The sequence below is a fragment of the Actinoplanes sp. NBRC 101535 genome (genome assembly GCF_030269225.1).
GTDB classification, from domain to species: domain Bacteria; phylum Actinomycetota; class Actinomycetes; order Mycobacteriales; family Micromonosporaceae; genus Actinoplanes; species Actinoplanes rectilineatus.
The window spans coordinates 12,526-27,797 of record NZ_BSSY01000032.1 but is presented as its reverse complement, the minus strand read 5'-3'; the positions used below and the strand labels follow the sequence as shown (position 1 = coordinate 27,797).

Annotated in this window: 10 protein-coding genes; 5 read left to right on the top strand and 5 right to left on the bottom strand. The window is 70.9% G+C overall.

The annotated features are described in order from the left end of the window. Positions 1-209 precede the first annotated feature (209 nt). The 4 genes from rpsF to rplI all read left to right on the top strand — a co-directional run bounded on the left by rpsF (position 210) and on the right by rplI (position 1,880). A complete protein-coding gene (gene rpsF, locus QSK32_RS44085; protein ID WP_014448192.1) occupies positions 210-500 on the top strand; it encodes a 30S ribosomal protein S6 in 291 nt (96 codons plus the stop codon). A 64-nt stretch (positions 501-564) separates the two neighbouring features. Next, positions 565-1,140 carry a single-stranded DNA-binding protein gene (locus QSK32_RS44080; protein WP_045745998.1) on the top strand — a complete coding sequence of 192 codons (576 nt, stop codon included), beginning with the start codon at positions 565-567 and terminating at the stop codon, positions 1,138-1,140. Positions 1,141-1,176: 36 nt separating this feature from the next. Then, on the top strand, positions 1,177-1,416 hold the full coding sequence (gene rpsR / locus QSK32_RS44075; RefSeq protein WP_007073789.1) for a 30S ribosomal protein S18: 240 nt from the start codon (positions 1,177-1,179) through the stop codon (positions 1,414-1,416). Positions 1,417-1,430: 14 nt separating this feature from the next. Next, positions 1,431-1,880: a 50S ribosomal protein L9 gene (rplI, locus tag QSK32_RS44070; protein WP_045745997.1), complete on the top strand. Its 450-nt coding sequence runs from the start codon at positions 1,431-1,433 to the stop codon at positions 1,878-1,880. A 100-nt stretch (positions 1,881-1,980) separates the two neighbouring features. Here rplI and QSK32_RS44065 read toward each other — a convergent pair whose 3' ends face one another. Continuing rightward, positions 1,981-6,963: a hypothetical protein gene (locus QSK32_RS44065; protein WP_285475410.1), complete on the bottom strand. Its 4,983-nt coding sequence runs from the start codon at positions 6,961-6,963 to the stop codon at positions 1,981-1,983. Positions 6,964-7,395: 432 nt separating this feature from the next. Between QSK32_RS44065 and dnaB the strand changes: the two genes are divergently transcribed. Beyond that, a complete protein-coding gene (gene dnaB, locus QSK32_RS44060) occupies positions 7,396-8,871 on the top strand; it encodes a replicative DNA helicase (RefSeq protein ID WP_045745995.1) in 1,476 nt (491 codons plus the stop codon). Between the two features lie 775 nt (positions 8,872-9,646). Here the strand turns inward: dnaB and QSK32_RS44055 are convergent. From QSK32_RS44055 to QSK32_RS44040, 4 genes are all read right to left on the bottom strand, one after another. Beyond that, complete coding sequence (locus tag QSK32_RS44055) at positions 9,647-10,033, bottom strand: YbaB/EbfC family nucleoid-associated protein (RefSeq protein WP_285475409.1); 387 nt, start codon at positions 10,031-10,033, stop codon at positions 9,647-9,649. A 787-nt stretch (positions 10,034-10,820) separates the two neighbouring features. Beyond that, the gene (locus QSK32_RS44050) at positions 10,821-11,189 is read right to left on the bottom strand and encodes a TFIIB-type zinc ribbon-containing protein (protein WP_285475408.1); all 369 of its coding nucleotides are present in this window, start codon (positions 11,187-11,189) and stop codon (positions 10,821-10,823) included. A 1-nt stretch (position 11,190) separates the two neighbouring features. Next, positions 11,191-12,447: a glycosyltransferase 87 family protein gene (locus tag QSK32_RS44045; RefSeq protein ID WP_285475407.1), complete on the bottom strand. Its 1,257-nt coding sequence runs from the start codon at positions 12,445-12,447 to the stop codon at positions 11,191-11,193. Beyond that, complete coding sequence (locus QSK32_RS44040) at positions 12,444-14,957, bottom strand: putative bifunctional diguanylate cyclase/phosphodiesterase (protein WP_045745990.1); 2,514 nt, start codon at positions 14,955-14,957, stop codon at positions 12,444-12,446. Before QSK32_RS44040 ends, QSK32_RS44045 begins: the two co-directional genes overlap by 4 nt. Between the last annotated feature and the right edge of the window lie 315 nt (positions 14,958-15,272).

Sequence of the window (15,272 nt, the reverse complement as noted above, 5' to 3'; positions counted from 1 at the left end):
GGCTCTCCCAGGCGATGACCCCGTCCACCGGACGGGGTCATCGTTTTTCCCTGCTTTTGGGCCGGACGGCTCGGGTGGGTATGCTGGCTCGGTTCGCAGTGCGTTCGCCGTGGGCGAGTTGTCTCCCCGCGGCTTCTTCTGCGTTCGACACAAGACCTCCTGCCACGGAAATCCCGTGGCCGTTCAAGCCCACAGGAGGTGAGTAAGTCTTGCGTCATTACGAACTGATGGTGATCCTCGACCCCTCGCTCGAGGAGCGCACCGTCGCCCCGTCGCTCGACCAGTACCTGAACGTCATCCGCACTGCGGGTGGCTCGGTCGAGAAGCTCGATGTGTGGGGCCGTCGCCGGCTCTCGTTCGAGATCAACAAGAAGGCCGAGGGTATCTACGCCGTCGTCGACCTTCAGGCGACCCCGGAGGCCGTGGCCGAGCTGGACCGTCAGCTGCGGCTCAACGAGTCCATCCTGCGTACCAAGGTCATCCGTCCCGAGACCCGCTGAGGCGTTTTTGTCAGAGGGTCCTGAGACCCTTTGCGTCAACGTTTGATGCGGCGAGGAGAAGTTCATGGCAGGAGAAACCACCATCACGGTCGTCGGCAACCTCACCGACGACCCTGAGCTGCGCTTCACCCCTTCGGGTGCGGCGGTCGCCAAGTTCCGGATCGCGTCGACGCCGCGGACCTTGGACCGGCAATCGGGCGAGTGGAAAGACGGCGAGCCACTCTTCCTCGCGTGCAACATCTGGCGTGAGGCCGCCGAGCACGTCGCCGAGTCGCTGCAGCGTGGCGCTCGGGTGATCGTGCAGGGCCGGCTGCGCCAGCGGTCTTACGAGACCCGCGAGGGCGAGAAGCGCACCGTCTACGAACTCGAGGTCGATGAGATCGGCCCCTCCCTGCGCTACGCCACGGCCAAGGTGCAGAAGGCGAGCCGTTCCGGTGGCGGTGGGGGAGGCTTCGGCTCCTCCGGTGGTGGCAACCGGCAGTCCGGTGGCGGCGGCAATCGTGGCGGCAGCAGCGGCAACAGCGGCGGCGGCAGCAACGACTTCGACGACCCCTGGGCCTCGGCTGCGCCGGCCTCCAGCAGCAACCGCTCCGGCGGTGGCGGCGGCAACTCCTCGTTCGACGACGAGCCTCCCTTCTAAGCCTTCGGGCTTTCTCGAATATCAGGAGTAAGAGCAATGGCTAAGGCTGCGGCGCTTCGCAAGCCGAAGAAGAAGGTGAACCCGCTCGACAAGGACGGGATCACCTACATCGACTACAAGGACACCGCTCTCCTGCGGAAGTTCATCTCCGACCGCGGCAAGATCCGTGCCCGCCGCGTCACCGGTGTGACCTCCCAGCAGCAGCGGCAGATCGCCCGCGCGGTCAAGAACGCCCGCGAGATGGCGCTCCTGCCGTACACGGCCACGGCACGCTGAGAGGGGACATCCAGATGAAGATCATCCTCACTCACGAGGTGTCCGGCCTCGGCACGCCCGGCGACATCGTCGAGGTGAAGAACGGCTACGGCCGCAACTACCTCCTGCCGCAGGGCTTCGCGATCCAGTGGACCAAGGGCGCCGAGAAGCAGGTCGTCGTGATCAAGCGGGCCCGCGAGGCCCGCGAGATCCGTGACCTGGGCCAGGCCAACGAGGTCAAGGGCCAGCTGTCCGGCCTCAAGGTCACGCTGAAGGCGCGCTCCGGCAACGGTGGCCGTCTCTTCGGCTCGATCACCCCGGCCGAGATCGTCGACGCGGTCAAGGCCGCCGGCGGCCCCTCGCTGGACCGTCGCCGCCTCGAGCTCCCCGGTCACATCAAGACCACGGGCGCTTACACCGTGCAGGTCAAGCTGCACCCCGAGGTGACCGCCACGTTCCCGGTGAACGTGGTCGCCGCCAAGTGAGTCTCTGACTCACGCGCGAAACGGCGCGCCGGGCTTCGGCCTGGCGCGCCTTTCTGCTTTCCGGGGGTGTCGAGGCTTTCCGGGGGGTGTCGAGGCCGGATCAGCTCAGGCTGTTGCCGGTGATGGCCGAGCTCAGAACCGTTGCCAGGCCGCCGCCGACGACCGCGGCGGCGAGCCCGACACTGGCGGCCTTCCACGCGGTCGTGGCGCGGCGCAGGCCGAGGGCGATCAGCATGCTCAAGGCGAGCGAGACACCGAACTCGGGGATGGCGTTGACCAGCGTGGTCAGAGCGTTGGTCCGCTGACCGCTGTTGATCAGGAACATGCCGACGACGAAGAGGGCCACGGGAACGCCGTACCACGCCACGGTGTAACCGACGGCGGCCAGCGGTCCGCCGGTGTCCTCCTCGTTCTCCTCGTCGTCCGGGTCGAGAAGGTCGGTACCGGTGTTGCCGGCGAGCAGCCCGCCGGACATCGGACGTCGCTCGTAGGAGCCGGTGCCCTGGAACGCGCCGGTCGACCGGCGCCACGAGGTGTCGTCCGCCTGGGCGGCCCGCGGCGGCCACGAGGTGTCCTCGGCGAAACCGGTGGGGGCGGCGGTGGAGAACCGGCGCGGCGGCCAGGAGGTGTCCTCCTCGCCCGGCGCGGCGACCGGTGCGGCAGCCGCGGCAGCGGGCGTCGTGCCGGCGGCCATCGCAGCTCGCCAGTCGGCGCCGACCTCGGCCGGTGCCGCAGGAGGGGCGGTGCCTCCCGCCATGGCGGCCCGCCAGTCGGCGCCGACCTCGGCCGGTGCTGCCGGGGTGGTGCCGGTGGCCATGGCCGCGCGCCAGTCGGCGCCTACCTCGGCCGATGCTGCCGGAGCGGTGCCGGTGGCCATGGCCGCGCGCCAGTCCGCGCCGACGTCGGTGGCGGCGGTGCCCGCACGCCGCGGCGGCCAGGTCCTGTCCTCCTCATCGGCCGACGGGGCGGCGGGGACGGACGAGACAGCTGAAGCGGCGGGGACGGAGGAGACCGCTGCGGCGGCGGATACGGACGACGCCGGAGTGAAGGTACCGGTGGCCCGTGGCGGCCAGGTCCGGTCCTCCTCCGGTTCCGTCGCCGGGGCCTGTTCCGTCGACGGGGTGCGCGGAACCGTCGCGGTGGCGGAGGCGGTGGCCGTACCGGTGTTCGGCACGGCGGAGATGACTGAGGTGGAACCTAGGGCCAGGTTCGACGGCCCTGCGACGGCGGCTGATCCACTGGGCCGAAAGGGAGGAAAGTCCGACGTACCGTATCGGCGTGATTCACCCTCCGCGAGGTTGCTCGAGGACAACCCGCTGCGCCAGTCGGTCTCACCACCCTCCCCGGCGCCCTGGGAATACTGGGGGCCACCCCGGGGCGCCCGCTCAGCGGCGAGCCAGTCCCCTCCGGCGGCGGACGGCCCGCCCGGGCCCCCGCCCTGCGGACCGTTGCGATCGTCGTAGCCGCGCGTGCTCCACGAACCGGTGCTAGCGGCGCCGGAAGGGCCGTAGCCGGGTGCGGCGGGTCGCTGCGACTGCTGGAGTGGATCAGGCCAGGACGACGGCCCAGCGGGCAGCTCACGGGCCGGAGCGGCACCATAGGCCGAACGGGGTGCGTCCGGGCGCGGGGCGTCACCCCAGGAACCGTTGCCGGCCGGTAACTCCCGAGGCGGGCGCGGACCGGCCGGAGGCTGGCGGCGCGGATCCGGGCGACCGTTGCCGGGACCGTAGGGATCCGCACGGTCGTCACCCGGCATGTCCCGGTCGGAAGGGCCGTAGCCGCCGTCCCGGTCGGCGGGGCCGTAGCCGCCGTCCCGAGGGTCCTGCGCATCGGCCCAGGAGGGGCCGCCCGCCGGAAGCTCACGCGGCGGGTAGCTCGGCCGGCCGCCCTGATCAGCCCAGGACGGTCCACCCGCCGGCAGCTCACGGGAGGGCGCGTCGTCACGGGGGCCGGAACGGCGCGGCTCCTGCCAGGAGGGCCCACCGGCGGGAAGTTCACGAGAAGGCTGCGGCCCACCGTACGCGGACGGACGACGCTGATCGCCGGACGCGTCGGCCCACGAGCCGCCCGCCGGTAACTCCCGCTGCGGGGACTGCCGGGACGGCGGGCCCTGCTGCCAGCCACCGGTGTCGTAGCCGTCCGGATCGCCGCCGGGACGCCGGGACGGACGGCCCTGCCGCGGCTCGTCGGGGGCCGGCCAGGACGGTTCGTCACCGCGGCGCGGACCGGCGTCGGTCGCGCGGCGGCGTCCGGTGCCCGGGTCGAGCTGCGGGACGGCGAATCCGCCGGTCGGTTCCTGGTCGTCGCGGTTCCGCCGACCGGACTGCTCACCACCGCGGTAGCGGTCGATGCCGTACCTCGGCTGGTCGTCCACCGGACCGGAACCGAACTGGCCCTGCTGATATCCGTCCGAGGCCGGGATGGCCGAGCCGGGGGCGACCGCGCCGTTCCACGACGGATTGACCGGCGCGCTGTTCGGCCGGATGGCCTCGGGCATCGGCGCGCTGCGCGGACGGTTGCCGGGCGGGGTGCCGCGCGGCGCCGGCATGGGCATCGCGGCGCTGCTGCGGGCGGCCGCGGACGGGCCGTCGGCCGGGATTCCGCTGGTCTGCCAGCTGGGTCCGGGGATGCTGCTGCTCGGGGCGATGCCACCGGGTATGCCACTGCTGGGCAGCGGTCCGCCGGGGCCGTCGCCACGGTCCTCGGCACGGCGGCTGCGGCGGGACCGCCGGGCGCCCTGCGGGTCGGACGGGATGACCGGGCCGGACGGGGCGGCGGGCGCACCACCGGGGCCGTCCGCGTCACCGCCCTCCTGCTCCTTGAGCGCCTCCCGGCGGGCTGCCTCGGCACGCCAGGCCAGCACCCGGGGGTCGTCGCCGGACCGGCTCCACTGGCCGGTGTCCGGGTCGCGGGCCCAGTTGCTGTCGTCCGGCTCCATCTCCCACTGGGAGGTGCTCTCACGCCAGTCCGCGGCGTTCGTGTTCGAGTTGTAGCGGGAACCGCCCCGGCCCGCGGCGCGACGACCGCGCGGCGCACCACCGGTCGGCGCGGTCCCGGCCGGCATGGCGCCGGTCGAGGACGGGTCCGGACCACGGCGGACCTGGCCGGTGGACGAGGGGTCGGGCCCACGACGGGCCGGTCCGGCGGAGGACGGATCCTGACCGCGACGGATCTGCCCGGTGGACGACGGATCCGGACCGGGACGGGCGTCCCGCGGCGGACCGTTGAACGAACTCGGGCCGGGACCGTCGCCGGACAGGTCGGCCAGCGCCGCATAGCGGTCGGGGGTGCTGTCGCGCCGCGGTTCGGCGTCGCGCCAGGACGGCTCGGGTTCACGCCACGACGGCTGTTCGGGCTCGCGCCGCGACTGCTCGGGATCCTGCCAGGACTGCTGACCGGCATCGCGCCACGAGGGGTCCGGCTCACGCCGGGAGGGGTCGGGCGGGAACTGGTCGGACTCGCGCCGCGACGGCTGACCGGGTCCGCGCCGGGACTGTTCGGGATCACGCCAGGACGGCTGGCCCGGATCGCGCCGGGACGGCAGCTGCTCGGGTGAGGAGTGCCGGGAGGGCTCCTCGGCGCGGCTCGGGAGGGCGCGGCGGCCGGGTGCCCCGGAGCGGGCGCCCCAGGAGGGCGAATCCGGCATCGGGCCGCCGGACTGCGGGTCGGAGAAGCCCGACACGTTGCCGGTATCGGTGTGCCGGGCCCAGCTGTCCGCGCCGGAGTCGCTCGACCAGCCGGTGCCGCCGGACGGCGGGGCGTCGTCCTCACGGGCGCGGCGACGGCCACGCCTCGGGGACGGGTCGGACTGGTCGGCGTCCCGGCGCCAGGCCGCGCGGTCGTCCTCGCGGACCAGGTGCCGGCCGTCGTCGGCGGACGAGGTCTGCCAGCCCGGTGTGTCGGAACGGCCCCACCGGGGACCGCCGACCGTGTTCTCGTCCGGGCTGGTGCCACCGCGCCACGACGGGGCCGGCGCGCTGCCGTTGGCGGAGGTGTCCGACCAGCTCGAACGGGGGCTCGCACCGGAACCCCAGCTGGAGCCGGCGCCGGACGGCTGCTGCCAGGACGGCGTGTCGGAGGAGCGTCGCGAGCCGGTGTCGGTCGAGGTCCGCCAGGAACCGGTGTCGGCGGGCCCGCCTGCGGACCGGCTGTCACCGGAACGGCCACCGTCACCAGGACGGCCGTTGTCACCAGGACGGCCGTTGTCGGCGGGCCGGCCGTTGTCGACGGGCCTGCCCCAGGAACCGGTGTCCTCGGACGAACGCCAGGAACCGGTGTCCTCCGGCGGCGACTGTCGCCAGGAGGGAGTCTCGGCGGCGTTCGCCGCGGGCGCGTCGGGCGGCGTACGCCAGGAACTGCTGCTCGTGGAATCGCGCCACGACGGCGTGTCGGACGACGGCTGCTGCCAGGACGGGGTGTCGGTGGACTGCTGACGCCACGAGGGTGCCGGGGTGGACGGCTGCTGCCACGACGGGGTCTGTGCGGACGGGTCCTGCCAGGACGGACGGCTCTCGGACGACCAGGTCTGCTCGACCGGGGTGGTCGGCCGGGCCGCGTCGTCGCGCTGCTGCCAGGACGGCGTGTCCGACTGCTGACGCCACGACGGGGTCGACGAGTCGGACTCCGGGGTCGGCCATGCGGTGCCGGCGATAGCGGGTTGCTCCGGTTCGGGCTCGCCGCCCGCGCCGCCGTTCTCCGCCTGCCAGGCCTCGGTGGTCGAACGCCAGACGTGCGAACCGGTGGTGGACCGCCACTCGGTGGTCTGCCGCCAGCGTGCGCCGGTGGCCCGCCACTCGGAGGTCTGTGTCCGCCAGCCGGCGCCGTCGGCGGGGAACGTGGTGCGGCCCGCCGATGTCACATCCGACCAGCGGTTTGCCTGCTCGACCTCGTGGCCGCCACCGCCGGTGTACGGCTCGATCTCGGCCTGCTGAGCCCAGGCGTCAGCCCGGCGTTGCCAGGTCTGCGCCTCGGGACTGGGAACCATGCTGCCGGTGTCGGTGAGCGACGACCATCGGGGCTCCGACTCGTCGATCTCCGGGGCACGGGTGGGCCAAGCCTCCGCAGCGCGCTTGTCGCGCGACATGCGGGCACCGTAGTCCCACTCCCGTTGGTCCACGTGAAAAGGGTGACGTGCATGAGACGGAACCGCAACGCCTCAGCGCGACGGCTTGCTCACGCGACACGATATTTGCCTGATCCGGAACCTTTTCTGCCTTCCACAGGTGGGGATGACAAAAGTCCTGCTCGGGTCGGATGGCGGGTGTCCGCACCGCAGAGTTATCCACATGGTGTGCACAGGGCTACCCACAGGAGCGGCCTAGATGTCCACAGCTTGTCCCAAGACTCGTCCACCGAAGCAGTTGGGCAGGTAGCGGCCAGGTTCGTACAGTGGTCCAGCCCCGCGTTCTGGCTTTGATCAGAGATTTCTTCTGTTCCGGGCCCGGGATCAGCCGAAAGAGTCGTACTAAGGCTGGTCGATCGCGCGGACGGCCATCTTCATGGAGGGGAGTCCTAGGTGTCGATCACCGATGACACACGGCCAGAATCGAGGCCACCCTCCCAGTCGGGTGGCGGAGGCTCGTTCGGCGGCGGTGGTCAGGGTCGCAAGGGCGGTGGCCCCGGCGGGCCGGGCGGCGGCGACCCGGGTGGCAACCAGGGCACCGGGTTCGACAAGGCGCCCCCGCAGGACGTCGCGGCGGAGCAGGGCGTGCTCGGCGGCATGCTGCTGTCCAAGGACGCGATCGCCGACGTCGTCGAGATTCTCAAGGTCAACGACTTCTACCGGCCGGTGCACGCCACGATCTACGACGTCGTCCTCGAGCTCTACGGCCGGGGCGAGCCGGCCGACGCCCTGACCGTGGCGGCGGCGCTCGCCGACTCGGGCGACCTGCAGCGCATCGGCGGGGTGCCCTACCTGCACACCCTCATCGAGAGCGTGCCGACCGCGGCGAACGCGTCGTACTACGCCCGCATCGTGTCGGAACGTGCCATTCTGCGGCGTCTGGTCGAGGCCGGCACCAAGATCGTGCAACTGGGGTACGGCACCGGTGGCAACGGCGGTCGCGATGTGGACGACATCGTCGACCTGGCCCAGCAGGCGATCTACGACGTCACCGAGAAGCGGGTCAGCGAGGACTTCGCCGCCCTGGGCGACATGCTCCAGCCCACCCTCGACGAGATCGAGGCGGTCGGCGCCTCGGGCGGCGTGATGACCGGCGTCCCGACCGGCTTCCAAGACCTGGATCGCCTGCTCAACGGTCTGCACGCGGGTCAGTTGATCATCGTGGCCGGTCGTCCCGGTCTCGGTAAGTCGACGGCGAGCATGGACTTCGCCCGCAACGCGGCGATTCAGCACGGGCACGCCAGTGCCATCTTCTCGCTCGAAATGAGCAAGATCGAGATGGTGATGCGGTTGCTCTCCGCCGAGGCGCGGGTGCCACTGCACACACTTCGATCGGGACAGCTCTCCGACGACGACTGGACGAAGCTCGCCAGGCGGATGGGCGAGATCAGCCAGGCGCCGATCTTCGTGGACGACACCCCGAACATGAACCTGATGGAGATCCGGGCCAAGGCGCGACGGCTCAAACAGCGGCACAACCTTCGGATGCTGGTGATCGACTACCTCCAGCTGATGTCCTCGCCGAAGAAGACCGAGAGTCGTCAGCAGGAGGTCTCCGAGCTGTCCCGTGGTCTGAAACTGCTGGCCAAGGAGATCGAGTGCCCGGTGATCGCGGTGAGTCAGCTGAACCGTGGTCCCGAGCAGCGGACCGACAAGCGACCCCAGCTGTCCGACCTGCGTGAGTCCGGCTCGATCGAGCAGGACGCCGACGTGGTGATCCTGCTACACCGTGACGACTACTACGACAAGGAGTCACCGCGGGCGGGCGAGGCGGACTTCATCGTCGCCAAGCACCGTAACGGCCCGACCGACACCGTGACGGTCGCGGCGCAGCTGCACCTGTCCCGATTCGTCGACATGGCCATCTGAGCCGCCACTGCCGGAGAGGGCGACGCTCGATCCATTCCGGGGCGGTGACGACGCTCAGCCCGATCGGCGGTGGCGTCGCAACATCAGCCGTGACCTCTGAGGCATCGGGAGTTCGGCAGGGCCGCTGGGGCGATGGCGCGTGTCGGCGGCCTCGCCGTCGGTCGGTGTAACGGCGCTGGGCTGGCCGAGCGGCGGTGCCGAGCGGCGGTGCCGGGCGGTCGAGCGGCGGGGCGATCGAGCGGCGGGGCGGGGCGGTCGAGCGGCGGGGCGGGGCGGTCGAGCGGCGGGGCGATCGAGCGGCGGTGCCGGGCGGTCGAGCGGCGAAGAGGCCGGCGTGCGCTGAGAGGTCAGCCTTCGGCGGCGATGGCACTGGATGGCTGGTGCCGAGGTCGTGGCTGGTGGCGGACCGGAGTGGACTCGGCCGGCCAGGAGGGTGATGCGGGGTCTCGGGCGGTGAACAGGCCGATGTCCCGCCGGGTCGCGGTTTGGCCGCGGCCCCCGTCCGGCGGGGACGGGCTGTCTGCTCGAGAGCACGGCTGTCATCTGCTGGAGCCGTGATGGGCCGTTGGGAGAGTGCTGATGTCGAGGCGGACACACTGATCGTCGATTTTGTGCGATCGTGCGAAGGAGCGCTGATCTGTGACGGTCGACCGGGTTTCGGTCGCCTTGCGGGTCTGTGGTGCGTCAGCCTGTGGTGATCCACGCCGGGTTGCCGGTTACCGGTCTCGGTTGTGGTGACCGGCTTCAGCTTCGCCGGGGATACTTCCGGGATCCGTCAGGCGGCCTCTTCGACGGGGCGGTGGGTCACCAGGTGCTCGATCTGGCGGTTCTTGCCTTCGGAGGCGTTCTGGACGGTTTCGACGATGACGCGGGCGAGAGTGTCGACGTTCCACTCGCGGCACGCCTCCTGGTTGAGGCGCAGATCGACCAGGCGTCCGTCGGCGTCGACCGTGGCGTGCACGATGCCGTCGGGAGAGTCGGCGCTCACCTGCATCGTGGCGAGACTGCGCTGCAATTCGTCCACACCGGACCGCAGTTCTTCGTAGCGGCCGTACACGTCTTCGAGGTTGTTTCGCAGGGCTTGGTCCGCCGTGCGATCGTCAGTTTCAGTCACGGGGTTTCCTCCGTTCGCCGCGACAGGGGGCGAGGTGACAATACCCAAGATCGGCGACGTTGCGTATTCCGGTGACTTCGTAACGCACACGAAAAGAGAGCCTTATCGAAATGGCTCGCTCTAAAGTGACGATATGACTCCGTTTCGTGGTCACTCGGAGTGATCTATGGGTGTGGTGGATGTCCGTGTCGGGTGGGGAAACGGCGTACTCGTGCTGGTTGCGAGTCTTCAAAGGAGTGATCGACGGGTGCGGGCCGTGGTTGCGTTCGGTGACCCGCTGTCGGTGCGGAGTGGGTGCAGGGGGCGCCGCGCCGCGTGCGCTCATCCCACTTTTCGGACACCCCTCGCCAGCGGATGGGCGACCGCTTGAAGAGTCGCTGGTGGGCGAGGTGGTCGTGAACGTGCATCAGTGCCCGATGGATGCGGGCGTGTCCGCCTTCTGCCGCGCGGGTGTATCTATATAAGCGCATCCCGATGTCTTGCCTTCCATGAAGGAATGCATCTATTCATTTCTCCGGATAAAGGAGTGAATAGGTAGGCAAGGTGGCTCAAGATTGGCCAAGAGTAGAGATGCGGCTAATCGGCTCAGCCCGGACGCGTATCGACGCAACGGGTCCGGCCCAAAGTATCGACGCGAGTGAGCCACGATCTGCGCCGGTATGCACCGCCCGGTGCAGAACAGCTCGACGAACGCCTCCGCGGTCCGGCATTCACGGGCGGCGCGCCGCGGACGACAGCGGCGATGCACCACGAGCCCGAAGAGGGAGAGCAGCGGCGGGTGGCGCCGGAGCCCAGGGCTCCGGCGCCGATGCAGCTATGGCCTGTCGAGTGAAGGTCAGTCGAAGAGGCCGTGCAGGAAGCTCCGCCGACGGTAGTGCCCGTGGTGGCGGTAGTGGCCGTGGTGCCCGTAGGCCGGGGCCACCGGGTAGGCGTGCGGCACCGGAGCGCCGTAGGCCGGCGGCGGGGGCGGCGGAGCCGCGTAACCACCGTGGCTGTGGGGCTGCTGGTGCGGCGCGGGCTGCGGCGGCGGCGGGACGTGACCACCGGGCGCGGCACGGTTGAAGTTGGCCTCGGCGGCGAACAGCTTCTCCAGCTCGCCACGATCGAGGAAGATGCCGCGGCACTCGCTGCACTGGTCGATCGTGACGCCGCTGCGCTCGTAGACCCGCATCGGGCCGTGACACTTGGGGCAGGTCATATGCATCTCATTGACGGTACAAGGCCGTGTCATGCCGTGGGGCGGAAGAAGCTGTGTGGTTCCTGAGGGCATACGCCCAGACGAGGAACGCGGCAGGGTAGAGCAGGTACCCGAATCGGGTGGTCGGCATCAGCAGGATCGCGGCGAGCAGACCGTATCCGCAGAAGAGAGCGGCCGTCCCGGCGTCGCGGGGCGGACGGCGCAGCAGGAGCAGGCCGATCACGGCGGCGGCGGCCACCAGCAGTCCGGCGGCGAGGTACCGGCCACCGGGCAGGAACTGGGCGATCAGATGACCGGGGAACGGCGACTGCGCGGGGCTGGTGACCAGGCCGTGGCCGAGGGGGAAGCGGAGCACATTTTCGATCAGGGCGTCCGCGTTCACCAGCAGGGGCGGGAGCAGGGCGAGCAGTGGCAGCCCGAGCGCACCGGGAAGGAAACGCCGCCAGTGGCCGGTGGCGACGGCGAGCACGAGCAGCACGGCCACCACCGGGAAGGCGAGGAGTTTGCAGGCGGCGGCCGCGCCGACGGCCAGCCCGGATGCGGTGTGACGGCCGGCGGCGAAGAGAGCCAGGGCGAGCAGGCACAGGGCCAGTACCGGGATGTCGTCGCCGCCGGTTGCGAGGGTCAGCGACGTGACCGGCAGGACGGTGGCCGCCTGCAGCGCCCGCACCAGGGAGAAGTCGGTTCCGCGTACACGAAGGAGGACGGTGACCGCGACGACCAGCGCGCCCACTGTCGCGAGGGCGAACCAGACCCGCGAGTCGGTCCACCAGTGGTCTCCCGCGATCGCGCGGGGAAGACCGAAAAGGGCCATGCCAGGCTGGTACGGCCGGTAGCCCAGCAGCCGCTCGTCGAGCGCGATCCCGGCGATCTCCGGCCGGCTCAGGTAGGGCGTGCCGGTGTGCAGCAGCGACTCGCCCATGTGCTCGACGACAAGCACTTCCTCCTGGGCGCGGTCGGTGCGCCCGGCAGCGCGCTGCACCGCCTGCACGACCAGGGGCAGTAGCGTGACCGCGGCCCACGTCGCCCAGGTCAGGGTGGCCCGCCGGACCGGTTTGCGCAGCACCAGCTGGACGGCGACGACGAGCGCCGCGACGAGGTAGCCGACCGCGGCGATCGCACCCCACGCCCGGTGGGGCAGCAGCGTCGAGGTGAGTGCGGTGACCAGCGCGAAGATCGCCGAGAGGGTGTAGAGGGCCAGGTCGGCCGCGAGTCCGCCCGCGGCTTGGTTGATGCGTGTGAGCAGGCCGGGCGTCGTCGTCACGCGGGCAAGTGTGGCAGAGAGGATCTCCCGGAGCGGCGGACCGGCATGCGGACCACGGATCCGGCGTCGTGCAGGGCGGTGGCCAGTGCGCCGGGCCGGCCGCCCGAGCCGCGCTGGAGGGCGCTGAGGAAGCGCGAGGTGGAGTACGGCCGTGCGAACAGGTGCCCCTGCCCGGCCAGGCAGCCGAGTCGCCACAGGGCCCGGCGCTGGGGTTCGCTCTCCACGCCCTCGGCGACGACCGTCAGGTGCAGGTTGCGGGCCAGGTCGACGGTGGTGCGGATGACCGCGGTGGCCTCGGCGGAGGTCTCGACGGCGGCGACGAACTCGCGGTCGATCTTGAGTTGGTGCACCGGGACGCGGGAGAGCACCGAGAGCGACGAGACGCCGGTGCCGAAGTCGTCGATGGCCAGGCGTACGCCGGCGTTGCGCAGCTCGGCGAGGGTGCGTTCGACGACGTCGAGCTGACTGATGGTGAGGGTCTCGGCGAGTTCCAGAACCAGCCGGTCGGGTGACACGTCGTGCTTGGCCAGCCGGGTCAGGACGGCCCCGGCGAAGGTGGGGTCGAGCAGGCTGCGCGGTGACACGTTGACGGCGACCGGCAGGTCGAACCCGGCGTCCCGCCAGGTCTGCATGGCGAGCAGCGACTGCTCGAGCACGGCGTCGGCGAAGGCCGGCAGCTGACCGGAGCGTTCCACCGACTCCAGGAACTGTGCCGGGCCGAGTCCGCCCTGGTCGGGGTGGCGCCAGCGGGCGGTCGCCTCGGCCGAGACGACCTCGCCGCTGCCCAGGTCGACGATCGGCTGGAAGTCGACGGTGAACGCCTGTTCGGCGACGACCCGGCGCAGTTCGCCGGTCAGGGCGAGGCGGTCCAGGTCGGCGGTGTCCCGGGCGTGTGCGTAGGTGGCGGTCGGCTCGCCGGTGCGTTTCGCCTGGTACATCGCGATGTCGGCGCGGCGCATCAGCTCCTCGACGTTGCCCGCGCCGGCGGCCAGGGCGATGCCGCCGGCCGCCTCGACGGTGATCTGCATGCCCTCGACGTCGATCACCGGTTCCAGGGCGGCGAGCATCCCGGCGGCGCGGTGCGCGGCCAGTGCCGGGGTGGGCAGGCCGGTGAGCAGCACGGCGAACTCGTCGCCGCCGAGCCGGGCCACCAGGTCACCGGAGGCGGCGGCGGTGCGCAGACGGCCGGCCACCTCGCGCAGCACCTCGTCACCCGCGGCGTGGCCGAGGGTGTCGTTGACCTCCTTGAAATGGTTGAGGTCGATGATGAGCAGGGCGAACAGGCCGCCGTGGAACAACCGGCCGGCGTGTTCGTAGAGCCGTCGCCGGTTGGCCAGGCCGGTGAGGGGGTCGTGGGTGGCGGCGTGCGCGTTCTCGGCGGCGATCCGGGCGAGTTCGGCGTACGCCTGGGCGTTGCGGATGGCCGTGCAGACCGCGGAGGCGAAGGTCCGCAGTTTGTACTGTTCGACCTCGGTGAGCCGGACGGTGCCGCCGAAGCTGAGCCGGAGCACCCCGACGCGCATGCCACCGTCGTGGGCGACCAGGTCGACGACCGTCTCGCCGGGTGGGGACGGCGCGGGGCGCAGCACGAGCGGGCCGTCGTCGAGGACCTCGGCCTCGGTGGCCCGCACGGTCCGGCCGGTCCCGCCGGTGGGCAGGTCGATCGCCGCCTCGGCCGCGGAGAAGATCTGTGCCGCCCGGGTGGTCGCGGAGTGCAGGACCTGGGTGAGGTCGACGGCGTTGAGCTCGTCGGTCGCCTTGGCGAGGCGCTGCCACGACTCGCGTTCCTCGCGGGTCCGGGCGCTGCGGGACTGCCACAGGTGCATACAGGCCACAACGAGCGGGACGACCAGCAGGAGCAGAGTGTTCGCCCCGGTGGCCAGCACGCCGACGATCAGCAGGGTGGCGGCCATCTGCCCGAGGAAGCCGATGACCTTGCTCTGCCAGCTCTGCAGGGCGACCAGTTTGATGCTGGTCCGAGAGTCGGCGGCCATCACGGGGAGGAAGACCAGCTGGTCGACCAGGCTGAAGGCGGTGAGGGCGACGATCACGGCGGTGGCCGGGAAGACCGGGTCGTCGAGGTCGGGCCGCACCCCGAAGGCGAGGAACACCGCCCCGGCGGCGCTGGCGGTCAACGACTCCTTGGCCAGGCCGAACAGGAGTTTGCGGGTGCTGGTCCGGGTGGCCAGCCGCAGCACGGCCAGTCCGGTGACCGCGCAGAGCACGACCCAGTGGGTCGGCATCAGCACCAGGCCGACGAGGACCGGGATCTCGCCCCAGGTGGTGCCGTCGAGACTGGACCGGACCCGGACGTAGACCCGGATCCGGTTGGCGGCCACCACCGCGACCGTCAGCAGCGCGAGCGCGCCGAGCGGCGGGTGCGGGGCCGGGTAACGCAGGCCGTACAGCAACCAGATCACCCCGGCGGTCGACCCCAGAACGACGACGAGACCGATGAGCAGCCGGAGCTGCTGATCGGTCACGTCGTCGTTGGTGCTGGTCGTCGTCATGATGTCCCGTCGCCGAGCGCAATCAGGTGGTCGCTCAAGGCTATTCATGGGTGCGATTCCGCGCACCCCTCGTTTTTCAGCCCCACTCGTTGCTGCCACGCATGGCGTTCTCCTCATCCTGTGCGTTCCCCGGCCGGATCGGTGATCCGTTGTCGGGGATCCGGCATTCGTCCGTCGCGACAGGAATGAAATTAGAGGGCAAGGGCTGTCTGTTTCAAGTAAATCATGCCGTTTTGGGCAGAATGTGAGAACCGATCGCATTATGGCTACTCATAGTCCCTAAATGGCGACTCAAAGCGACGGTTCATAGCTTTA